Origin of the sequence: Aquidulcibacter paucihalophilus (assembly GCF_002105465.1) — a bacterium.
Lineage (GTDB): Bacteria > Pseudomonadota > Alphaproteobacteria > Caulobacterales > Aquidulcibacteraceae > Aquidulcibacter > Aquidulcibacter paucihalophilus.
The window spans coordinates 64614-85576 of record NZ_NCSQ01000069.1; the positions used below are offsets into that span (position 1 = coordinate 64614).

Sequence of the window (20963 nt, forward strand, 5' to 3'; positions counted from 1 at the left end):
CTTTGCCTAGGCGTGTCAGGCGCCCTGGCCCAGAGCCCCAAAAAGGCGGGGGCGGCAACGGGCGCTAAGCCGGTGGCGTTGAAGCCTGTTGCACCGGTTCTATTGCACCGATCAGAGTCAGACGTGTTTGCATCAACTCTGGCTGGACGTTATGCGCAAGGTATCAATAATCCGACACTGGCCGCTCAAGCTTGGTCAGGGGCTTTTTTTCGCCGCACATCGGATATGGAGCTTTATCACCGTGCCAGTGCGGCCAATCTTGAGATTGGTGATCTTGAGATGGTTGCGCGGATGGCAAAAATGGTTGCGCCGGGTCAACGTCCGCCCAAAGCAGTGTTGACTTTGGCCATCGAGGCGCTTGGACAAGGTCGCTATCAAGATACGATGCGACTTTTGGACGGGCAAAAATTCAGTCCAAGCCTCAGCCAATTTGCCTCCCACCTGCGGGCCTATGCTCTGGTCGGTCAGGGGCAAAGTCAAAAAGCCATTGAGCTGGCTGCACAACCCACCGGCATTGTTGAGCTTGATGAGGCTGCACTCATGTCGCGGGCCATTCTTTTGGCGCGGGCGAAACGCTTACAAGAGGCAGTCACCTTGTTTGAAAGGGCGCGCACTCTTGGCCAAGAATCACCTGCTGGCCTTCGCTTCTACAGTCAGCTTTTGCTGGCAACCGGCGAGAAGGACAAGGCAGAAGCTTTGCTTGTGCCTTTGGCGGGGCGTAGTTCGGTTAAGGGCTCCTCGTTTGATGCGCCGCTTGCAAATCTCCGGGCTGGTGAACCCGCTCATGTTGCTCTCAATGCGCAAGATTTTGCGGCAATCGGGATGCTGACTTTGGTCGAGGCAATGGCCGATAGCCGCCCGCCAACCGAGACTTCTGATCTTTTGTTTCTCTTGGCCTATTTCAATCCGCGTTCAAATGAAGTTGCAGCCGCATTAGGTCAACATTTGGCCACCCATGGTTATGATGAGTTGGCCGAGCCTTATTTGCAGCGTGTGTCGGCTGACAGCCCAGATTTTGTTGCGGCACGCACAGAGCTTGCTTGGCTGATTTATGGGCGCGACCCAAACCGAGCCTTACAAGAGGCACGTTCGCTTGCGACCAAATATCCAAAAAGCTTCGCAGCCATGACTCTTTTGGCTGATATGTTGGCTGCCAATCGCCTCGATTCAGAAGCTGAAGCAACGTATCATCAATTGATCAAATGGGCGGAAGAGGCCAAATGGTCGCCGGTTGAGATATGGCCTTTGTATTTTGGCCGCGGGGGTGCCCGCGAACGCCTTGGACGCTGGCCGGAGGCCCTTGCAGACTTGCGTTTGGCAAAAGCTGCCGCGCCTAATCAGCCAAATGTGCTGAACTACCTCGGCTATGCTCTGGCGGATCGTGGCGAGAACTTAGACGAGGCTGTGACCATGTTGCGGAATGCGATGCGGTTGCGCCCGGGGTCAGGGGCGATTTTGGACTCCTATGGGTGGGCGCTTTTCAAAAGCGGACGCCTTGAAGAGGCTGCGACCATTCTTGAGCGGGCGGCGGGGCTTGCCCCAAATCTTGCCGAAGTGGCCGATCACTTGGGTGACGTTTATTGGCATACGGGGCGACCAGAAGAGGCGCGCCTTGAATGGCAGCGCGCCCTGTCTCTAAATCCAACCGAAGAACAAACAAAGGCGCTCGAGACAAAACTCGCCAATGGGCTTCCGCCAGACCCCAACCGTGCCGCCGATGCAGCCATTTTGGCTCAAACCAAGTCAAATTGAGTCTTTGATGTCGTTGTATTTTGCTCCTGCCAAACTCAATCTGACATTGAGGGTCGGGCCGCCGCAAGCCGATGGTCGACATCCGCTCGATAGCTTGGTCTGCTTCACAACCCGTCTTGGCGATCAGATTTCGGTGCAACCCGCATCAGATTTGAAGCTTGAGATCGTCGGGCCATTTGCCGAAGGTTTGAGCTTGGGGCCAGAAAATCTCGTGTGCCGCGCAGCCCAAATCCTGGCTGATGCGGTCGGAGAGCCTGCAAAGGCGCACATCGTCTTGATCAAAAATCTACCAATTGCTTCGGGCATTGGGGGTGGCTCTGCGGATGCCGCTGCAACTATGCTTGCCTTGAATAGCTATTGGGGCCTTGCGTTCTCGCAAAAGGAGCTATTGGGTTTTGGGGCGCACTTGGGGGCAGATGTTCCTGCTTGCCTCATGGGACAGCCGGTTCATATGACGGGGACGGGCGAAACTCTGGCGGCGGTCGGACCATTAGCCACGATGGGGGTAGTCTTGGTCAATCCGGGCATCGCCTGTCCCACTGGACCTGTGTATCGCGCCTATGACGCCTTGGGGGCAGGGCCGCCTTTGGCTGTCGAGCCGATAGCAGACATAAGCTCTCCTGACAGCTTACTGGATTATCTTGCCGCTATGCCTAATGATTTAGAGCAAGCCGCGATCAGCCTTGTGCCAGAAATTGCCGATGCTTTGGCCGCTTTAGCCGCGAGCCCCAATGTGCGCTTTGTCCGCATGTCTGGTTCCGGCGCTACTTGTTTCGGGCTTTATGACGACCTAGCGGCAGCGCAAGCAGCGAAGAAATTTATTCAACAAGGCCTTGCCAATCGCGGCTTTTGGGTTGAGGCAGATCGTATCTAATCAGTGTGGATGGACCACAGCCTTGGGGAGGGGCCTTTATGATCATTGTGCATCACTTAAACGATTCTCGGTCACAGCGGATTTTGTGGCTGCTTGAAGAAATGGGCACGCCCTATGAGATCAAAAAATATCAACGGGATGCCGTGACCAATCTGGCTCCACCAGAACTCAAAGCAGTCCATCCCTTGGGTAAGTCACCCGTGGTAACAGATAATGGCGAAGTCTTGGCTGAGTCTGGGATGATTATCGATGTGTTGGCACGTCGGTATGGTCCTGATCTTGCGGTTGATTTTTCATCTCCCCTTTATCCCGCCTATGCCCATTGGCTTCATTTTGCAGAAGGCTCTGCCATGCTGCCGTTTCTGCTCGCGCTCTATACGGGGCGCTTAGGCGATGCTGCAGCACCTTTGATGCCGCGCATCACGGGCGAGATCATGAACCATTTATCCTATGTCGAAGGCGCACTGGCAGGGAAGCAGTATTTTGTTGGTGACCGTCTTACCGGTGCCGACATTCAAATGAGCTTTGTGGGCGAAATTGCCAAAGGTCAGGGTGCGCTAGGCATGTTGCCGAATATGAAAGCCTGGCTCGAAGGCCTGCATGCCCGTCCGCAATGGCAAGCCGCCCTTGAAAAGGGTGGGCCTTACCGCTTCGCTTAGTCGGCAGTCAGTAAAGCTGAATTAGCGCGGACCGGGCCCTAAATGGCGATCAAAGAAATTCAGGATCGTCAGTTGGACATGCTTGGCCCGCCCTTTTTCTCGAATGCCATGCTTTTGACCGGGATAGACCATGGCTTCAAAGGGAATGGATGCTGCTTGCAGCGCGTCAAACACAGCCGTCGAATTGTCGAACGTCACATTGTCATCTGCCATGCCATGCAGAATGAGAAGCGGGCGTTTGACTGTGTTAAGGCGTGGCAAAACAGACGATCTCGCATAGGCGTCTGCCTCATCCTGTGGCTTGCCCATAAAGCGTTCTGTGTAGTGGGTGTCGTACAAGGACCAGTCCGTTACGGGCGCGCCTGAAGCATAAGCTGTAAAGGCGTCAGGTGCCTCGGTGGCCAGCCGCAAAGCCATATAGCCGCCATAAGACCAACCCCAAACCCCAATACGCGACGGGTCAACATAGGTTTGGGCCTTTAAAAAGGCGAGGCCCGCTAATTGGTCTTCCACCTCTGGGCCGCCGAGTTTGCGACTAATGGCGCGTTCGAAGCTGCGACCTCGGTTTGGAGTTCCGCGATTATCGATGGAAAAAACAATGTAACCGCGGGCTGTGTGAAGTTGGGTCGTATTGCTGCCCCAAGTTCGGCTGACGACTTGAACGCCTGGACCACCATAAACGTAAACGATGACAGGCCATTTTTTGCTTGGGTCAAAATTGGCTGGCACATGCATCGACCAGTTGAGAACGTCACCCGATGGGCCATTCAGGGTGCCATACCGCACGGTCGCACGCTTCGCGAGATGCGGGGCCCATGGATGCTTGTTGTCGAGCTTGTTTTCCTCAATCCAACGGATCAAGCGCCCACTGGCCTCATATAGGCCAAGGCGAGGGGGTGTTGTGGGGTCTGAATAGGTTCCGAGGAAGGCTTTGCCGGTGGTAGCCATAGCCACACCCCAACTGCCGCCACTGGCGGTCACAGCACTTGGGGCGCGCCGCCGCGCAAGCGGGGCTGAATAAAGGCGCTGTTCAAGAGCGTCGTCCTTATTGGACATAAAGAAAACGCGTCCCGCCGCTTCATCGACACCCGCGATCTGCGATACAGCCCAATTGCCGGTGGTCAAAACTTGAACGCCGGACCCATCGCGCTTGCGTCGCTCAATGTGGCGCCAGCCTGTCCGCTCGCTCGTCCACAAAAAGTCGCCAGAAGCCAGAGGTGTGAAGTCGTTGGTGAGGTTAAGCCACACCAAATCCGCTTCGGTGAGGATGACTTTCGATTGGCCCGTTGCCGGATCGACCATAAGAAGATCAAGGCGAGTCTGCGCTCTGTTTTGGCGCTGGACGTACAGGGTTTGGCCATCTTTCGACCAATTGACCCGTGCCACATAGATATCGTCATTGTCGCCCAAATCGACCTTGACGACTGTCCCATTGGCCATGTCCCTGATGAACAATGCCACACTGGCGTTGGTTGCACCTGCGCGGGGATAACGTTGTTGGACAATCTCTGTTTGGCTCGCGCCGATCTCAACACGCGGGACCAAAGCCACGGCGCTTTCATCAACTTCTGCATAGACGATGCGGCCGTCGTTCGGAGCCCACCAATAGCCCGTATCTCGGTCCATTTCTTCTTGGGCGATGAATTCCGCCATGCCATACGTAATCGCGTCACCCGCGACAGGCGAAAGAGCGACCTCCTCGTTTGTCGCCAGCTTCAGCGCCATTAACTGGCCTTCGCGTATGAAGGAAACATAGCCGCCAGCTGGGGAAATCTGGGCGTCTGTCTCAAACTCAGGTGTACGCGTTAGGCGGCGGGGGGCATTTGGGTTTGCTACGGGCACATAATAGAGGTCGCCGCCCAGAGGTGCCAAAATGGCCTCACCCTTTTTATCCCAATCGTAGGAGACGAGGCCACGGCTTCCAGCCAACCGCTGACGTTCCCGACGTGCCGCCTCCGCCTCAGATAAAGTGCCTTCGTCTGGAACTAAAGCCTTTGAATCGACCAGCATAAATGGCGCGCCGCCCCCCACTGGTGCTGCCCATAGATCGAGGCGGAGAAAATCGCGATCATTAGGACGCAGCCAGGTCACCAGTTTCCCATCCGGCGAGAACTTTGGCGCGCGCGCAACCGGACCATTGAGTGCTGGATCTTCAAACAAGCGGTCGAGTGTCAGCACACCCGATGACGCATGCTGGGTTGGAGTCTCTTGTGCTTGGACAAGGGTCGGGAAGATGGCGAGAATCGCCAATAGGGAGAAAAAGGGGCGCATAGGCCTATTTGGCAAGGGATCAGCTTTCCGGCAAGCCTTGATGTAAAAGTGCCCACACCCGAAGCGCACTTGCCAAAGGGCGGTCGGCCCGCTGGCTATCAATTTCCCCAATAAGGGCAGCGAGGCTCATCTTGCGCCGGCGCGCATGTGATTCAAGCGCCGCCCAAAATTCGGCTTCAAGCGCAACACTGGTGGCGTGTCCTTCAAGTGACACTGACCGCTTAATCAGACTCATGATCGTTTGCCTTGGTCAGAAAATGACCATCTAGGCGCGTCTTGAGCAGTGTTTTGGCCTTTTCTGTGGCAAGCTTTTCAAGTTTCGAACGGCCAAAGGCGATACGGTTTGCCTCGCCCTTCGCGGCATGTTCGGTGCGGGCTTTTGCTTTGCGGGCGCGGCGTAAATTTAGGATCTCTGCCATCAGCAGAGATTATCGCGCACCAAATGCAAAATCTATCAGCTTGTAGGATTGGGTGGATTTGATGCGCAGTTGAAGGCTCGTCGTGATAAAAGCTCTGGCCTCTCAACAGCCTCCTGCAGTTGGCGTTCCATCTCACTTTTGACCAATTGCGGCACTTTTTCGGGGGCAATGCCATAGGATTCTGCCGCGGCATAGACCTCGGCGAGCCAGCGATTGCTGCTTTCGCTGACCCCGCGTTCACGGGCCCAAGAGGGGGCGGCCATCGCAGTCACCTGAATGGCAGCCGCACACATAAGACCATCCTCTAGGCGCGCAAGCGCTGCGGAATCCTCGCCAGCCACGGGTTGCGCTTGCGCTGCCATGGGCTGTGCTGCAACTTGTTGAACGTTCGGTTCTGCGAAAGCTTGAAGGCTCCATCCCGTCAAAAGCGAAACAAGGATCAAATTGGCACGCATGGTCACTCACTAGGTTGCTGCACGCTACCATGCAGGCACCGGGCCATGCAAAGGGATAGGTGCCCGAGACTTTGGCTTTACTGCGGCAATGTTTGATTAAGCTCCAGGTAAGCGCCATCGGCGTCAAAAAACTGACAGCCCAGAACACGGATCGGCGGGGCACCTGGGATACGTGGTGGATAAACCGATACTTTGGGCTCGACCACTAATCGCACTCCGGGCGCTGCCTTGGCTGCATCGCACGCCTTTTGGGCATCTGCGACAGACGCCACGATGATATGGCTTCCCGGCCCCAAAACTTTCGGCTGCTTGACCTTTGGATGATCTGGGCGATCTGTATATTGAATCAGCCCGATCCAGCCGATCCAAGGATCATTGGCGTTTAGCAATACCAGTCGGATCGGGCGTGGGGGGCCACCTTGCGCAAAGGCAGGGCTCGAAACATTCATGCGCTCATCATAATTGACGCGCATTCCCAAAGCGTCGCGATAAAGCTTTAAGGAAGTTTCCATATCGCGTACGATGATGGTGGTCCGACGAATATCAATCGGCACCCGCTCACTTGGAGTCGCAATTTTAGTCGGGTCGTTAGTGGGCTCAACAGGTTGCGCCTTAGGCGTTGCCTGTTGCGCGACAGCGATGCCTAAGCCCGTACTTGCAGCGATGACGATCGCCGCAATGAACATTTTCCCGCACAGACGCATGTCTTGCCTCCAGATAAGATATATCATTTGTTTAGAGGCTGCTGGATAAGTTGCAAGCTGGAAAAGGCTTTGTAGGAAGATGTTTTTGGGCTTTCACGAACTAGGCGACAACCCCAAGGCGTCGAAGCGCGTCCTGACCTAAAGCAGTCTGACGGTTATAATAGGCGACGCCAGCGCTGCTGCCGCTGGCATTTTGAGCCGCCTTAGCTGCATTTTGCTTGCGCAATTCAACCTGGGTCGGATCGGTTGAGATTTCTCGATAACCAATGCGCAGACGCCGCAATACGCCGTCAAATGTATCTGCGAGGGCTTTGGCCTTCGCCTTGTCGGAGACATCGCCTTCCAGCGGCATTTCCAGCGCGATGATAGGTGGGGGATCTGAAACTGATTTGGTGCCGGGCTTTTTTGGCGCGGGGCGGGGAATTGCCACACCTGGCTCAAGGCCTAACTGGGTTAGCGAGTCTGCGACCCCAGCTGTGGCCTTAAGCTCGATCCGGTCGCCAGCTTTTGGCGTGATCACAAGACTCTCAATCCCTCTGAGCGAGCGGGCCTCCGCTGTGCCATCACGCATCAATACGCGGTTCAGTTTTGCTGCCAAGCTCCGCATCGTTTCGCCTTGGGCGATGGTGATCCGTCGCTCGCTCCCACCATTCACGATGACACTGAATTGGTCGCCGGCGCGAAGGCCGGTCCGGTCTGTCAAAGCATCTGAAATTCCAAAGCTTAGGGTGCCTTGGGGAATACCCATGGAATCGAGACTTTGGGAAACATTTGGGGCCAAGGCAATGGAAATTGGCGCATCGGCCAATTGCGGGGCTGTCCTGCTGAAGGCTTGCACGCCAGTGTCGGCATCAAGACCAACAATTGAACTTTCCCGTTTGGTGCTGGCTGGGGTCGAACCACTGGCTGGCGTGATTGTCACGGCCTCGGTCGCAAAAGCCACTTGATCGCCTGCGGCTGTCAATGCACGGATCGCTTCGCCCGAGGTCTGGGTTTGGAACAATACGGTTTCAGAGCTGATCTCCATACCAACCAATTTGTTCGCAATAGAGTTGCTAGCGTCACGGCCAGCTAAGAAAATCCGTCCTGCAGAATCCGATGCTACCATCGTAACCGCCGTCAGATTGCTGGCGGCCAGCTCATTGGTGGCACTGCTTGCTGTGCCTGTTATCGTATCGAACTTGCGCATGCGCGCCCCGCCCGCTTCATTCCAAACTGCAACAGCCTGACCATTGGCCAACGCAAGACCAGCGGGCGTATCATCGCCTGTCGTGCCCAAGCTTTGGGTGAAGCGCACCGCACCTGCGACGTCAAAGGCCTGCAGATAAACATCTTTTCCGCCAAGGGCCGCAGCACCGCCATAGCTATTGGTCGTTGTCCCCATCACATAGACACTGCCATCTGCGCCGACTTGAACATGGGTTGCGTTGTCGCTGCCCGATGCACCTTGTTGGTGATACCATTTATCGCGCCCTTCTGAGTCAAAAGCGGCGACAAACGAATCGCGTCCATTTCCGGTTGTGCTGGTTGCCGTATCGGCACGCCCGTCAACGGCACCAGCGACAGCTAAAGTGCCATCGGCACCAATCGCAAGCGAGAACCCCTGCGCAGGAGCGGCAGAACCCAATGCGCGCGTCCAAACAATCTGGCCAGTTGTGTCATACTTCATCAGAACGACATCGCTCTTGCCCTTCGGTGTCTGGCCATTCACCTTCCCAGTTGCATCGGCAATGACATAAAGCGAGCCATCGGGACCCACTACTGAGGCACGCGCGCCGACGGTCGAGCCCTTTACTGCAGAGATGTCGGATGAGAAGGACGCAAGTTCATCGGTGCCTTCAAGTCCGGTCAATTTGCTCACCACACTTTGAGTGGCATTATCAATTGTTTTGCCACCCGCGACATAAAGCGCGGGCTTGGCATCGCCGGTCGAAGCCTCAAACGAAAGTGTTTCCAGCGACGTGGTTGTAATCCGCATGCGCTGTTGAATGGTTGGGGTGCCGCCCTTTGTGGCCGCAGGGATGGTGGTTTCAACACGTGAAAAGCGGCTTTCAAAACCAGCCGCCTCAAGCTTGTTATTGATGAAATTGGACACATTGCCGATGTTGCGCTCGGTTGAACCCATTTCAGCAAGATTGATCTCGAAATTCGTTGTAACCCCAGCTTTGGTTACGTTGAGCGTGAAACGGCGATCCCCCAAAAAACCCTGCGGGATAGCCGTCAAATCACCATTGACCAAGGGCTTGGTATCATATTGCAAAAGCCCTCTTGGGATGCCTTCGCTTTCATGGCGGGAAAGACGTCGACCGCCGATGAGAAATGCCCCTTCCAGCTTTGTAGCGGCAATATGCTTGTTGAGCTCTTCAATACCCTTATTCAAACGATCCTGCAGGCGCTTCCTCGTATCTGCGCTTACCCCATCCTTGGCGGCGGCGTCGGCCAATGCCTGAAGTTTTTGGACACCATTATGGATGATGAAAAGGTCTCGATCATTTGGATCGGTGACCGCCGATCCAGCCCCTGTACCCAGATTTGTATTCACCAATCGGGTCGAGCGTAGCGCTTCGGTTGCCAATTGCGACAAGGTTGGCGGTCTGCTGCGAGAGTCCCACGGGGCCATGCGGGCGATTTCACGTTGGGTTGGTGGCCCTGAGCGGACGCTGGGGGTGCCGGTGTTTGCCAAAGACGATAGGTCAAGAGTCTGCACAGACGAGTTCGAAAACCCACCTGAATTCAACAGACTAATGACGTTGGCGTTGATTGCCACCTTTTGCCGTCCTGACCTAGCTGCAACAAATTCCAATTTTGTGAGCGTTTTTAAGCGCTTAGGATCGCCTAAAAAGGTTGCAATGGCCTTAATTTTTCCCCCTAGATTTGGGTTGCAAGCGCCCGCATGGCCCCGCGCAAGAAGACGCAATTTAGTCGCGTCCTCGATCCCATTTTCGCTTGTATTTGAGAATAATTCGCATATAGTGATGCCATGCCTCATTCACAGCCGATCCATGGTCTTGAAGCTGGTGCGCAACTCGCGCTCCATGCCATGCGCCGTGCGGCAGGACCTTCGGTTTTCCGCTGTCCTGTGACGGCAGAGCGGGTAGAAACAGCGCGGGCGGCCATGCGGAAACTGGCCAATCTTTTGCTTTTGTCGGGACGGAAATTGCGTCTGGGTGAATTGGGCAGTCTTGAGCCTTCGCCGGATGAACGAACCCTCTTAAATGCTTTGGCGGCGGCTCAAGCTCATGATGAGGATGCGCTTGTGGCGGCCCTGCGTTGGCTCGCCGGTTTTGAGCCCGGGCCTGACATGACCGAGACCACGAAGATTGCTGCTTTAGCCTTCGCGGAAGCGGGCTGGCGCTGGGGCGCAACCCAGAGCCCACGTGCGCCCGAACCGCCCTTTGGCATGAGTCCGGTTCGGGCCGTTAGCTGACCCGAACCGATAATTTTCAACCGATTAGTTGACGATAATGCCCTTTGGTGGGCTGTCACTCTGACCTGTAAAGCCATTAAAGCTCAATTCGTCGCTACCGGGCAAAGCTGTCACCTGCACGGTTTCGCCATCCTTGATCGCGCCAGACAAAATGAGGCGGGCGAGCGGGTCCTGCACATCCTTCTGGATTACCCGCTTAAGCGGGCGGGCCCCATAGGCAGGTTCATACCCCTTATCGGCCAACCAAGTTTTGGCCGCATCATCCAATGCGATTTTGATATCGCGTGAGGCCAATAGAGCCTCCAAACGGCGCAATTGGATGGGAACAATCCGGTCCATTTCCGCGCGTCCCAAACGTCGGAATAGGATGATTTCGTCAATCCGGTTGATGAATTCAGGCCGGAAGTTACCCCGCACAGCCTCCATCACCATGGGCCGTACCAACTCAACATCGTCGCCATCATTCTGCTCAGCCAAATATTGGCTCCCCAGATTAGACGTCATAACGAGGATGACGTTCTTAAAGTCCACCGTCCGGCCTTGGCCATCGGTAAGGCGACCATCATCCAGCACTTGCAACAGCACGTTGAAGACGTCGGGATGGGCCTTTTCGACTTCATCGAACAGCACGACTTGATAGGGTCTGCGCCGCACAGCCTCGGTCAAGGCTCCCCCCTCATCATAGCCGACATAGCCAGGGGGGGCACCGATCAGGCGACTAACCGAGTGCTTTTCCATATATTCGGACATATCGATACGGGTGACCGCGCTATCGTCATCAAACAGGAATTCTGCCAAGGCTTTGGTGAGTTCTGTTTTTCCGACGCCCGTGGGGCCTAGGAATAGGAATGAGCCGATAGGCTTATTGGGGTCTTGCAAGCCTGCACGAGACCGGCGCACGGCGTCAGAAACCGCTTCCAATGCCTCTTCTTGGCCAACGACGCGGGCGCGCAAAGTATCTTCCATCGCCAATAATTTTTCGCGCTCGCCTTCTAGCATGCGCTCGACCGGCACGCCTGTCCAGCGGGCGACAACTGCAGCGATCTGCTCGGCATCAACCACCTCATGCACCATGCTTTCGCCGCTGGTTTCAGCTTCTTTCAAGGCCTTTTCTAGATTAGGGATGGTGCCATATTGCAATTCCCCAGCCTTGGCATAATCGCCACGTCGCGTGGCTTCGGCGAGTTCGAGATTGAGCTTTTCCAACTCCTCTTTCAGCTTGGTCGCATCAGCCAATTTAGCCTTTTCAAGACGCCAAGTTTCGGTCATGTCGTCGGACTTAGCCTGCAAGGTGTCGATCTCGTCTTCCAGCCGCTCTAAGCGCTCGATGGAGGCAGGGTCCTTTTCTTTACCCAGTGCTGAGGCTTCGATCCGCAATTGCATCAGTCTGCGGTCGATTTCATCCAATTCTTCGGGCTTGCTATCGACTTGCATGCGCAAGCGGGCAGAAGCCTCATCCATCAAATCGATGGCCTTATCTGGCAAGAAACGGTCGGCAATATAGCGTTTTGACAAGGTTGCCGCGGCCACAATGGCGGCATCAGAAATGCGAACGCCATGATGGACCTCGTACTTTTCCTTCAATCCGCGCAGGATTGAAATCGTATCTTCAACACTGGGTTCATCCACAAAGACGGGCTGGAACCGCCGCGCAAGGGCAGGGTCTTTCTCCACATGCTTACGATACTCATCGAGTGTGGTGGCCCCAATGCAACGCAATTGGCCCCGCGACAGCGCGGGCTTTAGAAGATTGGAGGCATCCATGGAGCCTTCCGATTTCCCAGCACCGACAAGGGTGTGCATTTCATCAATAAAGAGCACAATGCCCCCGTCGGCAGCTTCGACTTCGCTGAGAACCGCCTTCAAGCGCTCTTCAAACTCGCCGCGGAATTTTGCGCCCGCAATCAGGGCACCCATATCCAAGCTCATGAGTTTTTTATTCTTCAGGCTTTCTGGCACATCCCCATTGACCATCCGAAGGGCGAGACCTTCAGCAATCGCTGTTTTGCCAACGCCGGGCTCCCCAATCACCACCGGATTGTTTTTCGTGCGTCGCGACAAGACTTGCACACAACGGCGGATCTCATCGTCGCGGCCGATCACGGGATCGAGCTTTCCGTCGCGCGCGGCTTGGGTGAGGTCGCGGGCATATTTCTTGAGTGCTTCATAATTGTCGTCTGCATTGGCGGTGTCCGCCTTGCGACCGCTGCGCATCATCCCGATCGCCGAATTGAGCGATGTTGGGGTTACTCCCGCCGCTTTAAGGGCTTCGGCTGCCTTCGTTGTACGTGCTGTCGAGATGGCCAACAAAAGCCATTCGGCGGCAACAAAGCTATCGCCCGCCTTGCTGGCGGCATCTTCTGCGCCTTGCAAAATGCGCGCGGTTTCAGGTGGCATATAGATTTTGTCGTCGCCGCCTTCGACAACGGGAAGACCAGCTACAGCTACATCAGTTGCAAGCTTTGCCTCATCTGGCCGTCCACCAGCTGATCGAATGAGGCCCGCAGCCAATTGCTTGTCATCATCGAGCAATGCTTTGAGCAAATGCTCGGGCGTGAAATACTGGTGCTTGCGCTTGATGGCTTCCATTTGTCCGGCTTGAACAATGGCGCGGGCGCGTTCGGTGAATTTATCTAAGTTCATGGTGGCAAAGCCTAGTGTTAAGTACAAGGGTGACCTTGGAACAAGGATCGTTGCCCCTTCAGTTAGGTGTGGCCTTTGAGCAACACAAGGGGGCGCTAGCAACTCATTTTGGCGCGCGCTTCTTTCCCTTTTTGGCTGGGCTCTGAACGCTTTTGAGATAAGCGATCAGACCATCGATCTGATCGGGCTCAAACTGGAACTCTGGCATAGGCCCATGGCCAACCAAAATCCCTTCGCTGAAAGCTTCTGCTAAATTATCAATTGGATAGCGTTCACCGATATTTCTAAAACGAGGGGCTTGCGGGTTTGGGCTCACCCCGCGCGTGCCGATGGCATGACAGGTGGCGCAATGGGTTTTGGCCAGGGCGCGGCCAAGCTCAATCGCGCCTCGCTTTTCAGCAAGCGAAGCCGCCGAAACCGATCCGAACAAGCCTAGAGCGAAACAAAGGCTGAGTGCCAGTCGTGCGAACATGGGATTGCTTCTCCTCGGGCGTGGTCCTTGATCTAGCCCCTAAACTTCCCACCATTAGTGACCCGTGTCCATGCCACTTCAATTCAGTTGGCTTTCTTCCTGAACGGTTGGCAAAACCGTCAAAATACTGTCATCCTGCGGACATAGCTGCATGTCAGCCTTTTTGGCGTCAACGCGCACAGGATCGCAAAAGCCCATATGTCCGAAACTACTCCCAATTCGTCCGCCCCGAACTGGCCCGCTATCGCTGCGGTTCTGGGGGTGTTGTTTGTGACTTGTGCGCTCGTTTACGGCTTGACGCAGAATGCTACCTTGACGGTGGCCGGTGCAATTGGGGCTGGGATGTCCTTGTTGATTGGATGGTGGTTGGGCGCTGACGCGACCAATAGCTTGGTTGCTTCCCAAAACCCAATGGGACAACATATGTCCCGCAAATCCGCAGTGGAAGAAGGCGAGCAAGGGAGGGACGAAGCGGCGTCTTTGGTGCGCGATGCTGTGCGCTTTGCCCGCGCCGCGATTGAGGCGACGCCCAACCCTGTCTTGATCGTCGATTCAGCAGGTCGTTTGGTCGGCACCAATCAAGCCGCACGTGACCGTTTTTCCATGGATGCGGGTCAGGTTCGTTTTAGTGCGGTCATTCGTCGTCCAAATCTGGTAGATGCGGTGAGCGACGTTTTCAAAACCGGCGCGACCCGCACCCTATCCATTGAGAGCCGGGTGCCAGTCGATCGCTACGAGCGTGTTTCAATTGCTGCTTTTGAGGCCGACGAAGAACGCTTCGTTCTATTGTCCATTCAGGATGAAACCGAGGCCCGCATGTCAGAGCGGATGCGAGCGGACTTTTTGGCCAATGCCAGCCACGAGCTGCGAACGCCTTTGGCTGGGATTATTGGTTTTATTGAGACGCTGCGGGGCCCAGCGCGGGATGATGCGGTCGCACGTGATCGGTTTTTGGAAATCATGCACTTGCAAGCAGACCGGATGAGTCGCCTGATCTCAGACTTGCTTAGTTTGTCCCGCATTGAATTGAATGAGCATGTTGCTCCGACGGCTCGGTCGGACTTTGCTGCTGCGGTACAGGAAATCGTTGAAAGTTTGCCGCCGGACAAGCAACAACGTATTCAGTTCAAGGCGGGCGATGATCCACTTTGGGTGATTGGTGACTGGGACGAAATCCAGCAGATTGCCGCAAACCTCATTGATAACGCGCTGAAATATGGCGGGCCGCAGTCAGATGTCCGTATCATTTTATCGGCTTGGCTCGACCGAGAGTCTGCCTTGAAATCTGCGATGCGGGAATGGGAAGGCGCGTCTCGCTTGCCATTGACCAGCCCCGAGGTCGACCGAGATCGGCTCTATTGCACGTTACGCGTGGAGGATGCGGGTCCTGGCATTGCGCGCCAACATCTGCCCCGCTTATCGGAGCGCTTTTACCGGGTTGAAGAAACCGCCACGGGCAAAAGTGGGACGGGGCTCGGCTTGGCGATTGTCAAGCATATCGTCAATCGCCATCGCGGCGGGCTGGTGGTGGAGAGTGAGCAGGGCAGGGGGACTGCTTTTTCCGTCTATCTGCCACAGCCTCTGGAATTGGGTCCTGTACGGACAATGGCAGAGACCCAAGCCGGATAAGCCCCAACTAGCCGCCACTGTCATCGAACTGTCATAAAAATGTAATCTTGCCTTCTCAGCAAAGCCTTATGGGGCGGGAGAGAAATGGTGCCGGGTTGTCCGGTGGGGGCAGTGATTCTTCATGGATGCGTTTGCAGATGTGCCTGTAAGCCTGATTGCGGCAGCCATTGTGCTGGCTTTCGGCACATGGGCTTGGCAAACGGGTGCGACTAAAGCGCTGGCCATGGCCAATTCTGGTCAAGGTCGTCTGAACTCTTTGCCCGGGCATCATGGCTGGTATGCTGTTTTGTGGGTCGTGGGCCCGGCCTTGGGTCTGTTGCTCCTCCATGAAGTGATCGCGCCAGCGGCTATTCGCTCTCTCCTGTCGCACAGTCTTCCGGCAGAAGTTCTTGCACTGCCGAAAGAGCGGCTCGACCTTTTCTTTGCAGATGCCGGCAAGATTGCCTTTGGCGGCACACCCAGCCAGCGCACTCCAGACGTATTGGCGGCAGCAGAGGCCATGCGTGGGATCGCGGCCAATCTCAATATTGCCTTTGGACTGGGTGCTTTGGTGTTGGCCGCTTTGGGTTTTTTCCTGTCAAGGTCACATTTGGGCCGCGATTTTCGCGCTCGCAATGCGGTGGAGACCTGCATTCAAGCATCGATGATGATTGCCTCGGGCATCGCCATCCTGACCACATTAGGCATTGTTTTGTCATTGCTTTTTGAGACGCTGAAATTTTTTTCAAATTACAGTCCAATCGACTTTTTGTTTGGCACGCAATGGAGCCCACAAGTCGCTATTCGAGCCGATCAAATTGGCCAGTCTGGCGCGTTTGGAGCGGTCCCTTTGTTTGTTGGCACAGCGCTAATCATGCTGATCGCCATGGCAATCGCGATCCCGGTAGGGCTGGGCTCGGCCATTTATCTGTCAGAATATGCCAGTGCCCGTGCGCGGGCGGTGGTAAAGCCCGTGTTGGAACTTCTTGCGGGTATTCCCACGGTGGTTTTTGGGTTTTTTGCCCTTCTGACAGTTGCTCCCATCATTCGGGCTATTGGGACCAGTGTTGGGCTCGATGTTTCGGCACAAAGTGCCTTGGCAGCAGGCCTCGTGATGGGGATTATGATCATTCCCTTTATCTCGTCATTATCAGATGATGTCATCAATGCTGTGCCCCAAGCCTTGCGGGACGGCTCCTATGCCATGGGCGCAACCAAGTCGGAGACGATCAGCCGGGTCGTGATCCCCGCCGCTTTGCCCGGCATTGTCGGCTCTGTCCTTTTGGCGGTGTCAAAGGCGCTTGGCGAGACCATGATCGTGACCATGGCGGCCGGGCAGAACGCTAATCTGACGCTCAATCCCTTGGACATGGTGACGACGGTGACGGTTCAAATCGTGACTTTGCTTACAGGCGACCAAGAATATGACAGCCCGAAAACCCATGCAGCCTTCGCCTTGGGCTTTGTTTTGTTCTTCGTGACCTTGATCCTCAACATTATCGCTCTGCGCGTCGTTCAGAAATATCGAGACAAATATGAGTGACAACGCCGCCCCTTCTCGGACCGCGCTGCGGGATATTGTGAACCGTCAAATCAAGCGGCGTTATGCGGCTGAAACCCGTTTTCGTTGGTTTGGGATAACGATGGTCGCGACCGCGATTGCCGCGTGCGGCCTTCTTTTGTTGTCGGTGATTGCTCAATCCATACCGGCTTTGACTGAAAACCGTCTGCATGTGACGCTGCAAGTTAGCGCCGACAAAGCCGATCCTATGGGCAATCGGAACCCAACAGAAATCCGCGAGCAAGGAAACTTCTACGGCTTGGTCCAAGACGCACTTATCCAACGTTTCCCTTCAGCCGAGGCCGATGGAAAGATAGATGACTTGTTTGATGTGGTAACTTCGCTCGCAGCCGTCCCAATTGGACGCACGTTGGCGCAAGATCCTAGCCTCATCGGCAAGAGTTTGGACGTCTCCTTGCCGATCAATGACGACCTCGACCTGTTTTTAAAGGGTGCCTATGGCAAAACCCGGGTCAGCCAGGGCGAAGAACCGCTCACTGAAACAAGGGCCGCGGACGGGACTTATACCTTGTCAGGGGGCCGTGCACCTTTTGCAAAGCCTGTTGCTAATTTACGCGAAGATTTAGCTGTCGCTGCCAAGGAGCTCGAAACCGCCCTTGGCCTCAAGCGTCAACGTCTCAATATTGCTCAAACCCAGGTCGCCGCCTTGAAGGCCCGGGTTGCAGAATTGAAAGCCTCAAGTGGAGCGGGTTTGGCCGCCGCCGAAGCCTTGGCCGATCAAGCCCAGACGCTTGTCGATAATTTGACCGGTGAGATCGAGGTCGACGTTGCCACCATTGCGGCCTATCGAGGCGCGGTAAAGGGCGACGGCGGTTTCATTGAACTCAATGATGATAAGCCAAGTATTTTGGTCGAGGTTCGCGGTGCCACCTATAAGCTTACCCGCATCGCGCCAACTGCCGCACAAGGCGTGTTACTGGCTCGCAGTCCGCAAGGTGCCACCGACTATGTCTGGCGGACCGTTCAGATTGCCACGCCGCAAAATGGGCGGGCAGTAAATGATGAGGTCATTGCCTTTGGTCGGCAATTGCAAAAAGAAGGGGCCATTCGCCCCGCACTTAATTCAACGATTTTCACCAATTCAGACTCAAACGAACCCGAGCTGTCTGGCATTCTTTCCGCCCTCGTTGGATCAATCCTGACCCTATTGGTAACCTTCTGCACTGCAGTCCCGATTGGGGTCGCAACAGCGGTCTATCTGGAAGAATTTGCGCCAAAGAATGCTCTGACAGACTTTATTGAAGTCAATATCAATAATTTGGCCGCCGTACCGTCCATTGTGTTTGGTCTTTTGGGTTTTGCGGTCTTTTTGACTTTCTTCAATATGCCGCGGTCTGCCCCCATCGTCGGGGGAATTGTGCTGACCTTGATGAGCCTCCCAGTCATCATCATCGCCTCGCGGGCGGCCCTCAAGGCGGTGCCTCCCTCTATTCGCGAAGCTGCCCTTGGCGTTGGCGCATCAAAGATGCAGGCGATTTTCCACCATGTCCTTCCCTTGGCGATGCCGGGCATCATGACAGGTTCCATCCTCGCGATGGCCCATGCTCTCGGTGAAACCGCACCTTTGCTGATGATCGGCATGGTGGCCTTTATTGCCGATGTGCCAACCAGCCTGAACGACTCTGCAACCGTATTGCCGGTTGAACTCTTCATGTGGGCAGGTCGTCCAGAGCGCGCGTGGGAGCCACGCACCGCTATGGCCATTCTGATCCTACTTCTCTTTATGATAGTGATGAACGCCGTCGCAATCTTCCTGCGGCGCAAGTTCGAGCGCAGGTGGTAAACCGATGACTACGTTCTCTCAATCGAACTCTGAAGCTCATGGCGATGTCCAAGTCGGCCATGTTCAGCAGACCACTGGGATCCTACCCGGCATTACCGCCAAAGTGCGTGCGCGTGATGTCAATGTCTTCTATGGCACCAAACAAGCCCTATTCGACGTGTCTTTGGACGTGCCGGATGCATCGGTCACGGCCTTTATTGGCCCTTCTGGTTGCGGCAAGTCCACTTTCTTGCGCTGCATCAACCGTATGAATGATACTATCGACTCCTGCAAAGTGACGGGCAATATCCAAGTAGATGGCCGTGATGTGAATGACCGCACAATTGATCCGGTTGTTTTGCGCGCCTCTGTCGGCATGGTATTCCAAAAGCCAAACCCTTTCCCGAAGACGATCTTTGAGAATGTCGCTTATGGTCCGCGCATCCACGGTATTGCCAATGACAAGCAAGGGCTTGAACGGATTGTTGAGCAAAGCCTGCGTAAGGCAGGTCTGTGGGAAGAAGTGAAGGATCGTCTCCATCAACCGGGCACGGGGCTGTCTGGTGGTCAACAGCAGCGTCTGGTGATTGCGCGCGCAATTGCGGTCAATCCTGAAATCATCCTGATGGACGAGCCGTGCTCGGCTTTGGACCCGATTGCGACGGCGAAGATTGAGGAATTGATCGATGAGTTGCGGCAGAATTTCTGCATCATCATCGTGACCCACTCAATGGCGCAAGCTGCGCGGGTTAGCCAGCGCACGGCCTTTTTCCACATGGGCAAATTGGTGGAAGCGGGACCAACCGAAGAAATCTTCACCAATCCGCGCGATAGCCGCACCCAAGACTATATCACTGGTCGATTTGGCTAAACCTTTGGCACGATATGTCGGTGCCCCTGAAAGTAAGTTGAGATGACAGAACATACCGTCCGCGCCTTTACCGAAGAATTAGAAGCCCTTGGTGCTGACCTTACCCGTATGGGTGGCTACTCGGAGCAAGCATTGAGCGACGCGGTTACCGCTATTGCCCGCCGTGACGCCGGTCTTGCTCGCACCGTGATTGATGGCGACAAGAAAATCGATGCGCTCCAACGCGAGATTGAGCGGAAGATCATGCGTCTTCTGGCTCTGCGTCAGCCGCTGGGGCGAGATTTACGCCAAACTGTGGCTGCCTTGAAGCTTGCTGGCGACCTCGAACGTATTGGTGACTTGGCCAAAAATATCGCCAAACGCGCACTGACCATCCAGGAGTTTGACCCCATTGCCTTGACCCGCAGTGTCGAGCGCATGGGTAAGATCGCAGTCACCCAACTCAAGCAAATCCTAGATACGTTTGCCTCGCATGAGGTGGCGGGTGCCGTTTCTGTCTGGATGCAGGATGAAGAACTCGATGAGCACTATAATTCGCTGTTCCGTGAGCTTCTGACCTATATGATGGAAGACCCCCGCATGATTGGTCCGGGTGCGCATTTATTGTTCGTCGCGAAGAATATTGAGCGGATTGGTGATCATTGCACCAATATGGCCGAAGTCATTTATTTCCTTGAAACCGGTGAAGACATTGGCACAGACCGCCCGAAAGCTGTCGACCCTGTCATGCCTCCTCTCCCGCCATCACCAAATCAGGAGCCATCGTCATGACCCCGTATGTGCTTGTCGTTGAAGACGAAGACGCGCTTGCAACCTTGCTGCGCTATAATCTAGAGAAAGATGGCTATCATGTCGGTGTGGCGGTTGATGGTGAAGAAGCCTTGATGATGGCTTCAGAACGCCTGCCAGATTTGGTCATTCTCGACTGGATGTTGCCAAAAGTGCCTGGTATCGAAGTCTGTCGCCGGCTGCGAGCAAAACCGGATGCGCGCAATATTCCAATCATCATGCTGACCGCGCGTGGTGAGGAATCCGATCGGATTCGCGGCCTTGATACGGGTGCCGACGACTATGTCACCAAGCCATTTTCGACAACGGAGCTATTGGCGCGGGTTCGCGCGGTGTTGCGCCGCATTCGTCCGGGGTTGGCAGATGACCGTCTGGTGTTTGGCGATATTGTGGTCGACCGCGTTTCTTACCGCGTAAAGCGGGGCGAGCGCGATGTCCATCTGGGGCCAACAGAGTTCCGCTTGCTGGATTATTTCATGCAGCATCCAGGCCGCGTTTTCTCGCGCGAGCAATTGCTGGATGCCGTTTGGGGCTCAGATGTCTATGTCGAAGCCCGCACGGTGGATGTCCATGTCGGTCGTCTACGCAAAGCTTTGAATGAGGGCGACGAAGTCGACCCGATCCGCACCGTACGCTCTGCTGGCTATGCGCTCGATAAGGCGAACTAAACAGGCC

17 protein-coding genes and 1 pseudogene are annotated in these 20963 nt (G+C 55.3%); 10 read left to right on the forward strand and 8 right to left on the reverse strand.

All coding sequences use genetic code 11. From position 1 onward, the window contains the following. Positions 1-123 precede the first annotated feature (123 nt). The 3 genes from B7364_RS05745 to B7364_RS05755 are packed head-to-tail and all read left to right on the forward strand — an operon-like array spanning position 124 to position 3285. Positions 124-1752: a tetratricopeptide repeat protein gene (locus B7364_RS05745; RefSeq protein ID WP_157893523.1), complete on the forward strand. Its 1629-nt coding sequence runs from the start codon at positions 124-126 to the stop codon at positions 1750-1752. A 7-nt stretch (positions 1753-1759) separates the two neighbouring features. After that, positions 1760-2626: a 4-(cytidine 5'-diphospho)-2-C-methyl-D-erythritol kinase gene (locus tag B7364_RS05750; RefSeq protein WP_157893524.1), complete on the forward strand. Its 867-nt coding sequence runs from the start codon at positions 1760-1762 to the stop codon at positions 2624-2626. Between the two features lie 38 nt (positions 2627-2664). Continuing rightward, positions 2665-3285, forward strand: a complete 621-nt coding sequence (locus B7364_RS05755; RefSeq protein ID WP_085338977.1) for a glutathione S-transferase family protein — start codon at positions 2665-2667, stop codon at positions 3283-3285. 21 nt (positions 3286-3306) lie between these two features. Here B7364_RS05755 and B7364_RS05760 read toward each other — a convergent pair whose 3' ends face one another. The 6 genes from B7364_RS05760 to B7364_RS05785 all read right to left on the reverse strand — a co-directional run bounded on the left by B7364_RS05760 (position 3307) and on the right by B7364_RS05785 (position 9901). Then, positions 3307-5556: a S9 family peptidase gene (locus tag B7364_RS05760; protein ID WP_085338978.1), complete on the reverse strand. Its 2250-nt coding sequence runs from the start codon at positions 5554-5556 to the stop codon at positions 3307-3309. Positions 5557-5575: 19 nt separating this feature from the next. After that, the gene (locus tag B7364_RS05765; protein ID WP_085338979.1) at positions 5576-5791 is read right to left on the reverse strand and encodes a ribbon-helix-helix domain-containing protein; all 216 of its coding nucleotides are present in this window, start codon (positions 5789-5791) and stop codon (positions 5576-5578) included. Continuing rightward, entirely contained in the window at positions 5778-5975 is a 198-nt protein-coding gene (locus tag B7364_RS05770; protein ID WP_085338980.1) for a DUF4169 family protein, read from the reverse strand. Before B7364_RS05770 ends, B7364_RS05765 begins: the two co-directional genes overlap by 14 nt. A 35-nt stretch (positions 5976-6010) precedes the next feature. Then, positions 6011-6430: a hypothetical protein gene (locus tag B7364_RS05775; protein WP_085338981.1), complete on the reverse strand. Its 420-nt coding sequence runs from the start codon at positions 6428-6430 to the stop codon at positions 6011-6013. A 77-nt stretch (positions 6431-6507) separates the two neighbouring features. Beyond that, positions 6508-7134 (reverse strand): VOC family protein, encoded by a 627-nt coding sequence (locus B7364_RS05780; protein WP_157893525.1) that lies wholly within the window; start codon positions 7132-7134, stop codon positions 6508-6510. Positions 7135-7234: 100 nt separating this feature from the next. Continuing rightward, positions 7235-9901 (reverse strand): NHL repeat-containing protein, encoded by a 2667-nt coding sequence (locus B7364_RS05785; protein WP_157893526.1) that lies wholly within the window; start codon positions 9899-9901, stop codon positions 7235-7237. 213 nt (positions 9902-10114) lie between these two features. Here B7364_RS05785 and B7364_RS05790 point away from each other — a divergent pair, with 213 nt between their 5' ends. Further along, positions 10115-10561 carry a hypothetical protein gene (locus B7364_RS05790; protein WP_085338984.1) on the forward strand — a complete coding sequence of 149 codons (447 nt, stop codon included), beginning with the start codon at positions 10115-10117 and terminating at the stop codon, positions 10559-10561. A gap of 24 nt (positions 10562-10585) precedes the next feature. Here the strand turns inward: B7364_RS05790 and clpB are convergent, their stop codons facing one another. Further along, positions 10586-13204 carry an ATP-dependent chaperone ClpB gene (clpB, locus tag B7364_RS05795; RefSeq protein WP_085338985.1) on the reverse strand — a complete coding sequence of 873 codons (2619 nt, stop codon included), beginning with the start codon at positions 13202-13204 and terminating at the stop codon, positions 10586-10588. Positions 13205-13307: 103 nt separating this feature from the next. Continuing rightward, positions 13308-13676, reverse strand: coding sequence for a c-type cytochrome (locus tag B7364_RS05800; protein WP_085338986.1), 369 nt, complete (start codon positions 13674-13676; stop codon positions 13308-13310). Between the two features lie 783 nt (positions 13677-14459). Between B7364_RS05800 and B7364_RS18380 the strand changes: the two are divergent. The 6 genes and pseudogenes from B7364_RS18380 to phoB all read left to right on the forward strand — a co-directional run. Next, positions 14460-15305 (forward strand): annotated as a pseudogene (locus B7364_RS18380) (sensor histidine kinase); the annotation flags it as partial. A 121-nt stretch (positions 15306-15426) separates the two neighbouring features. After that, a complete protein-coding gene (gene pstC / locus B7364_RS05810; protein ID WP_085338988.1) occupies positions 15427-16827 on the forward strand; it encodes a phosphate ABC transporter permease subunit PstC in 1401 nt (466 codons plus the stop codon). After that, the gene (pstA, locus tag B7364_RS05815; RefSeq protein ID WP_085338989.1) at positions 16820-18649 is read left to right on the forward strand and encodes a phosphate ABC transporter permease PstA; all 1830 of its coding nucleotides are present in this window, start codon (positions 16820-16822) and stop codon (positions 18647-18649) included. The genes pstC and pstA overlap by 8 nt, the downstream gene beginning before the upstream one ends. Positions 18650-18653: 4 nt before the next feature. After that, positions 18654-19499, forward strand: coding sequence for a phosphate ABC transporter ATP-binding protein PstB (pstB, locus tag B7364_RS05820; RefSeq protein ID WP_085338990.1), 846 nt, complete (start codon positions 18654-18656; stop codon positions 19497-19499). A gap of 42 nt (positions 19500-19541) precedes the next feature. Continuing rightward, positions 19542-20270, forward strand: a complete 729-nt coding sequence (gene phoU / locus B7364_RS05825; protein WP_085338991.1) for a phosphate signaling complex protein PhoU — start codon at positions 19542-19544, stop codon at positions 20268-20270. After that, the gene (gene phoB / locus B7364_RS05830) at positions 20267-20956 is read left to right on the forward strand and encodes a phosphate regulon transcriptional regulator PhoB (protein WP_085338992.1); all 690 of its coding nucleotides are present in this window, start codon (positions 20267-20269) and stop codon (positions 20954-20956) included. The genes phoU and phoB overlap by 4 nt, the downstream gene beginning before the upstream one ends. Positions 20957-20963: the final 7 nt, after the last annotated feature.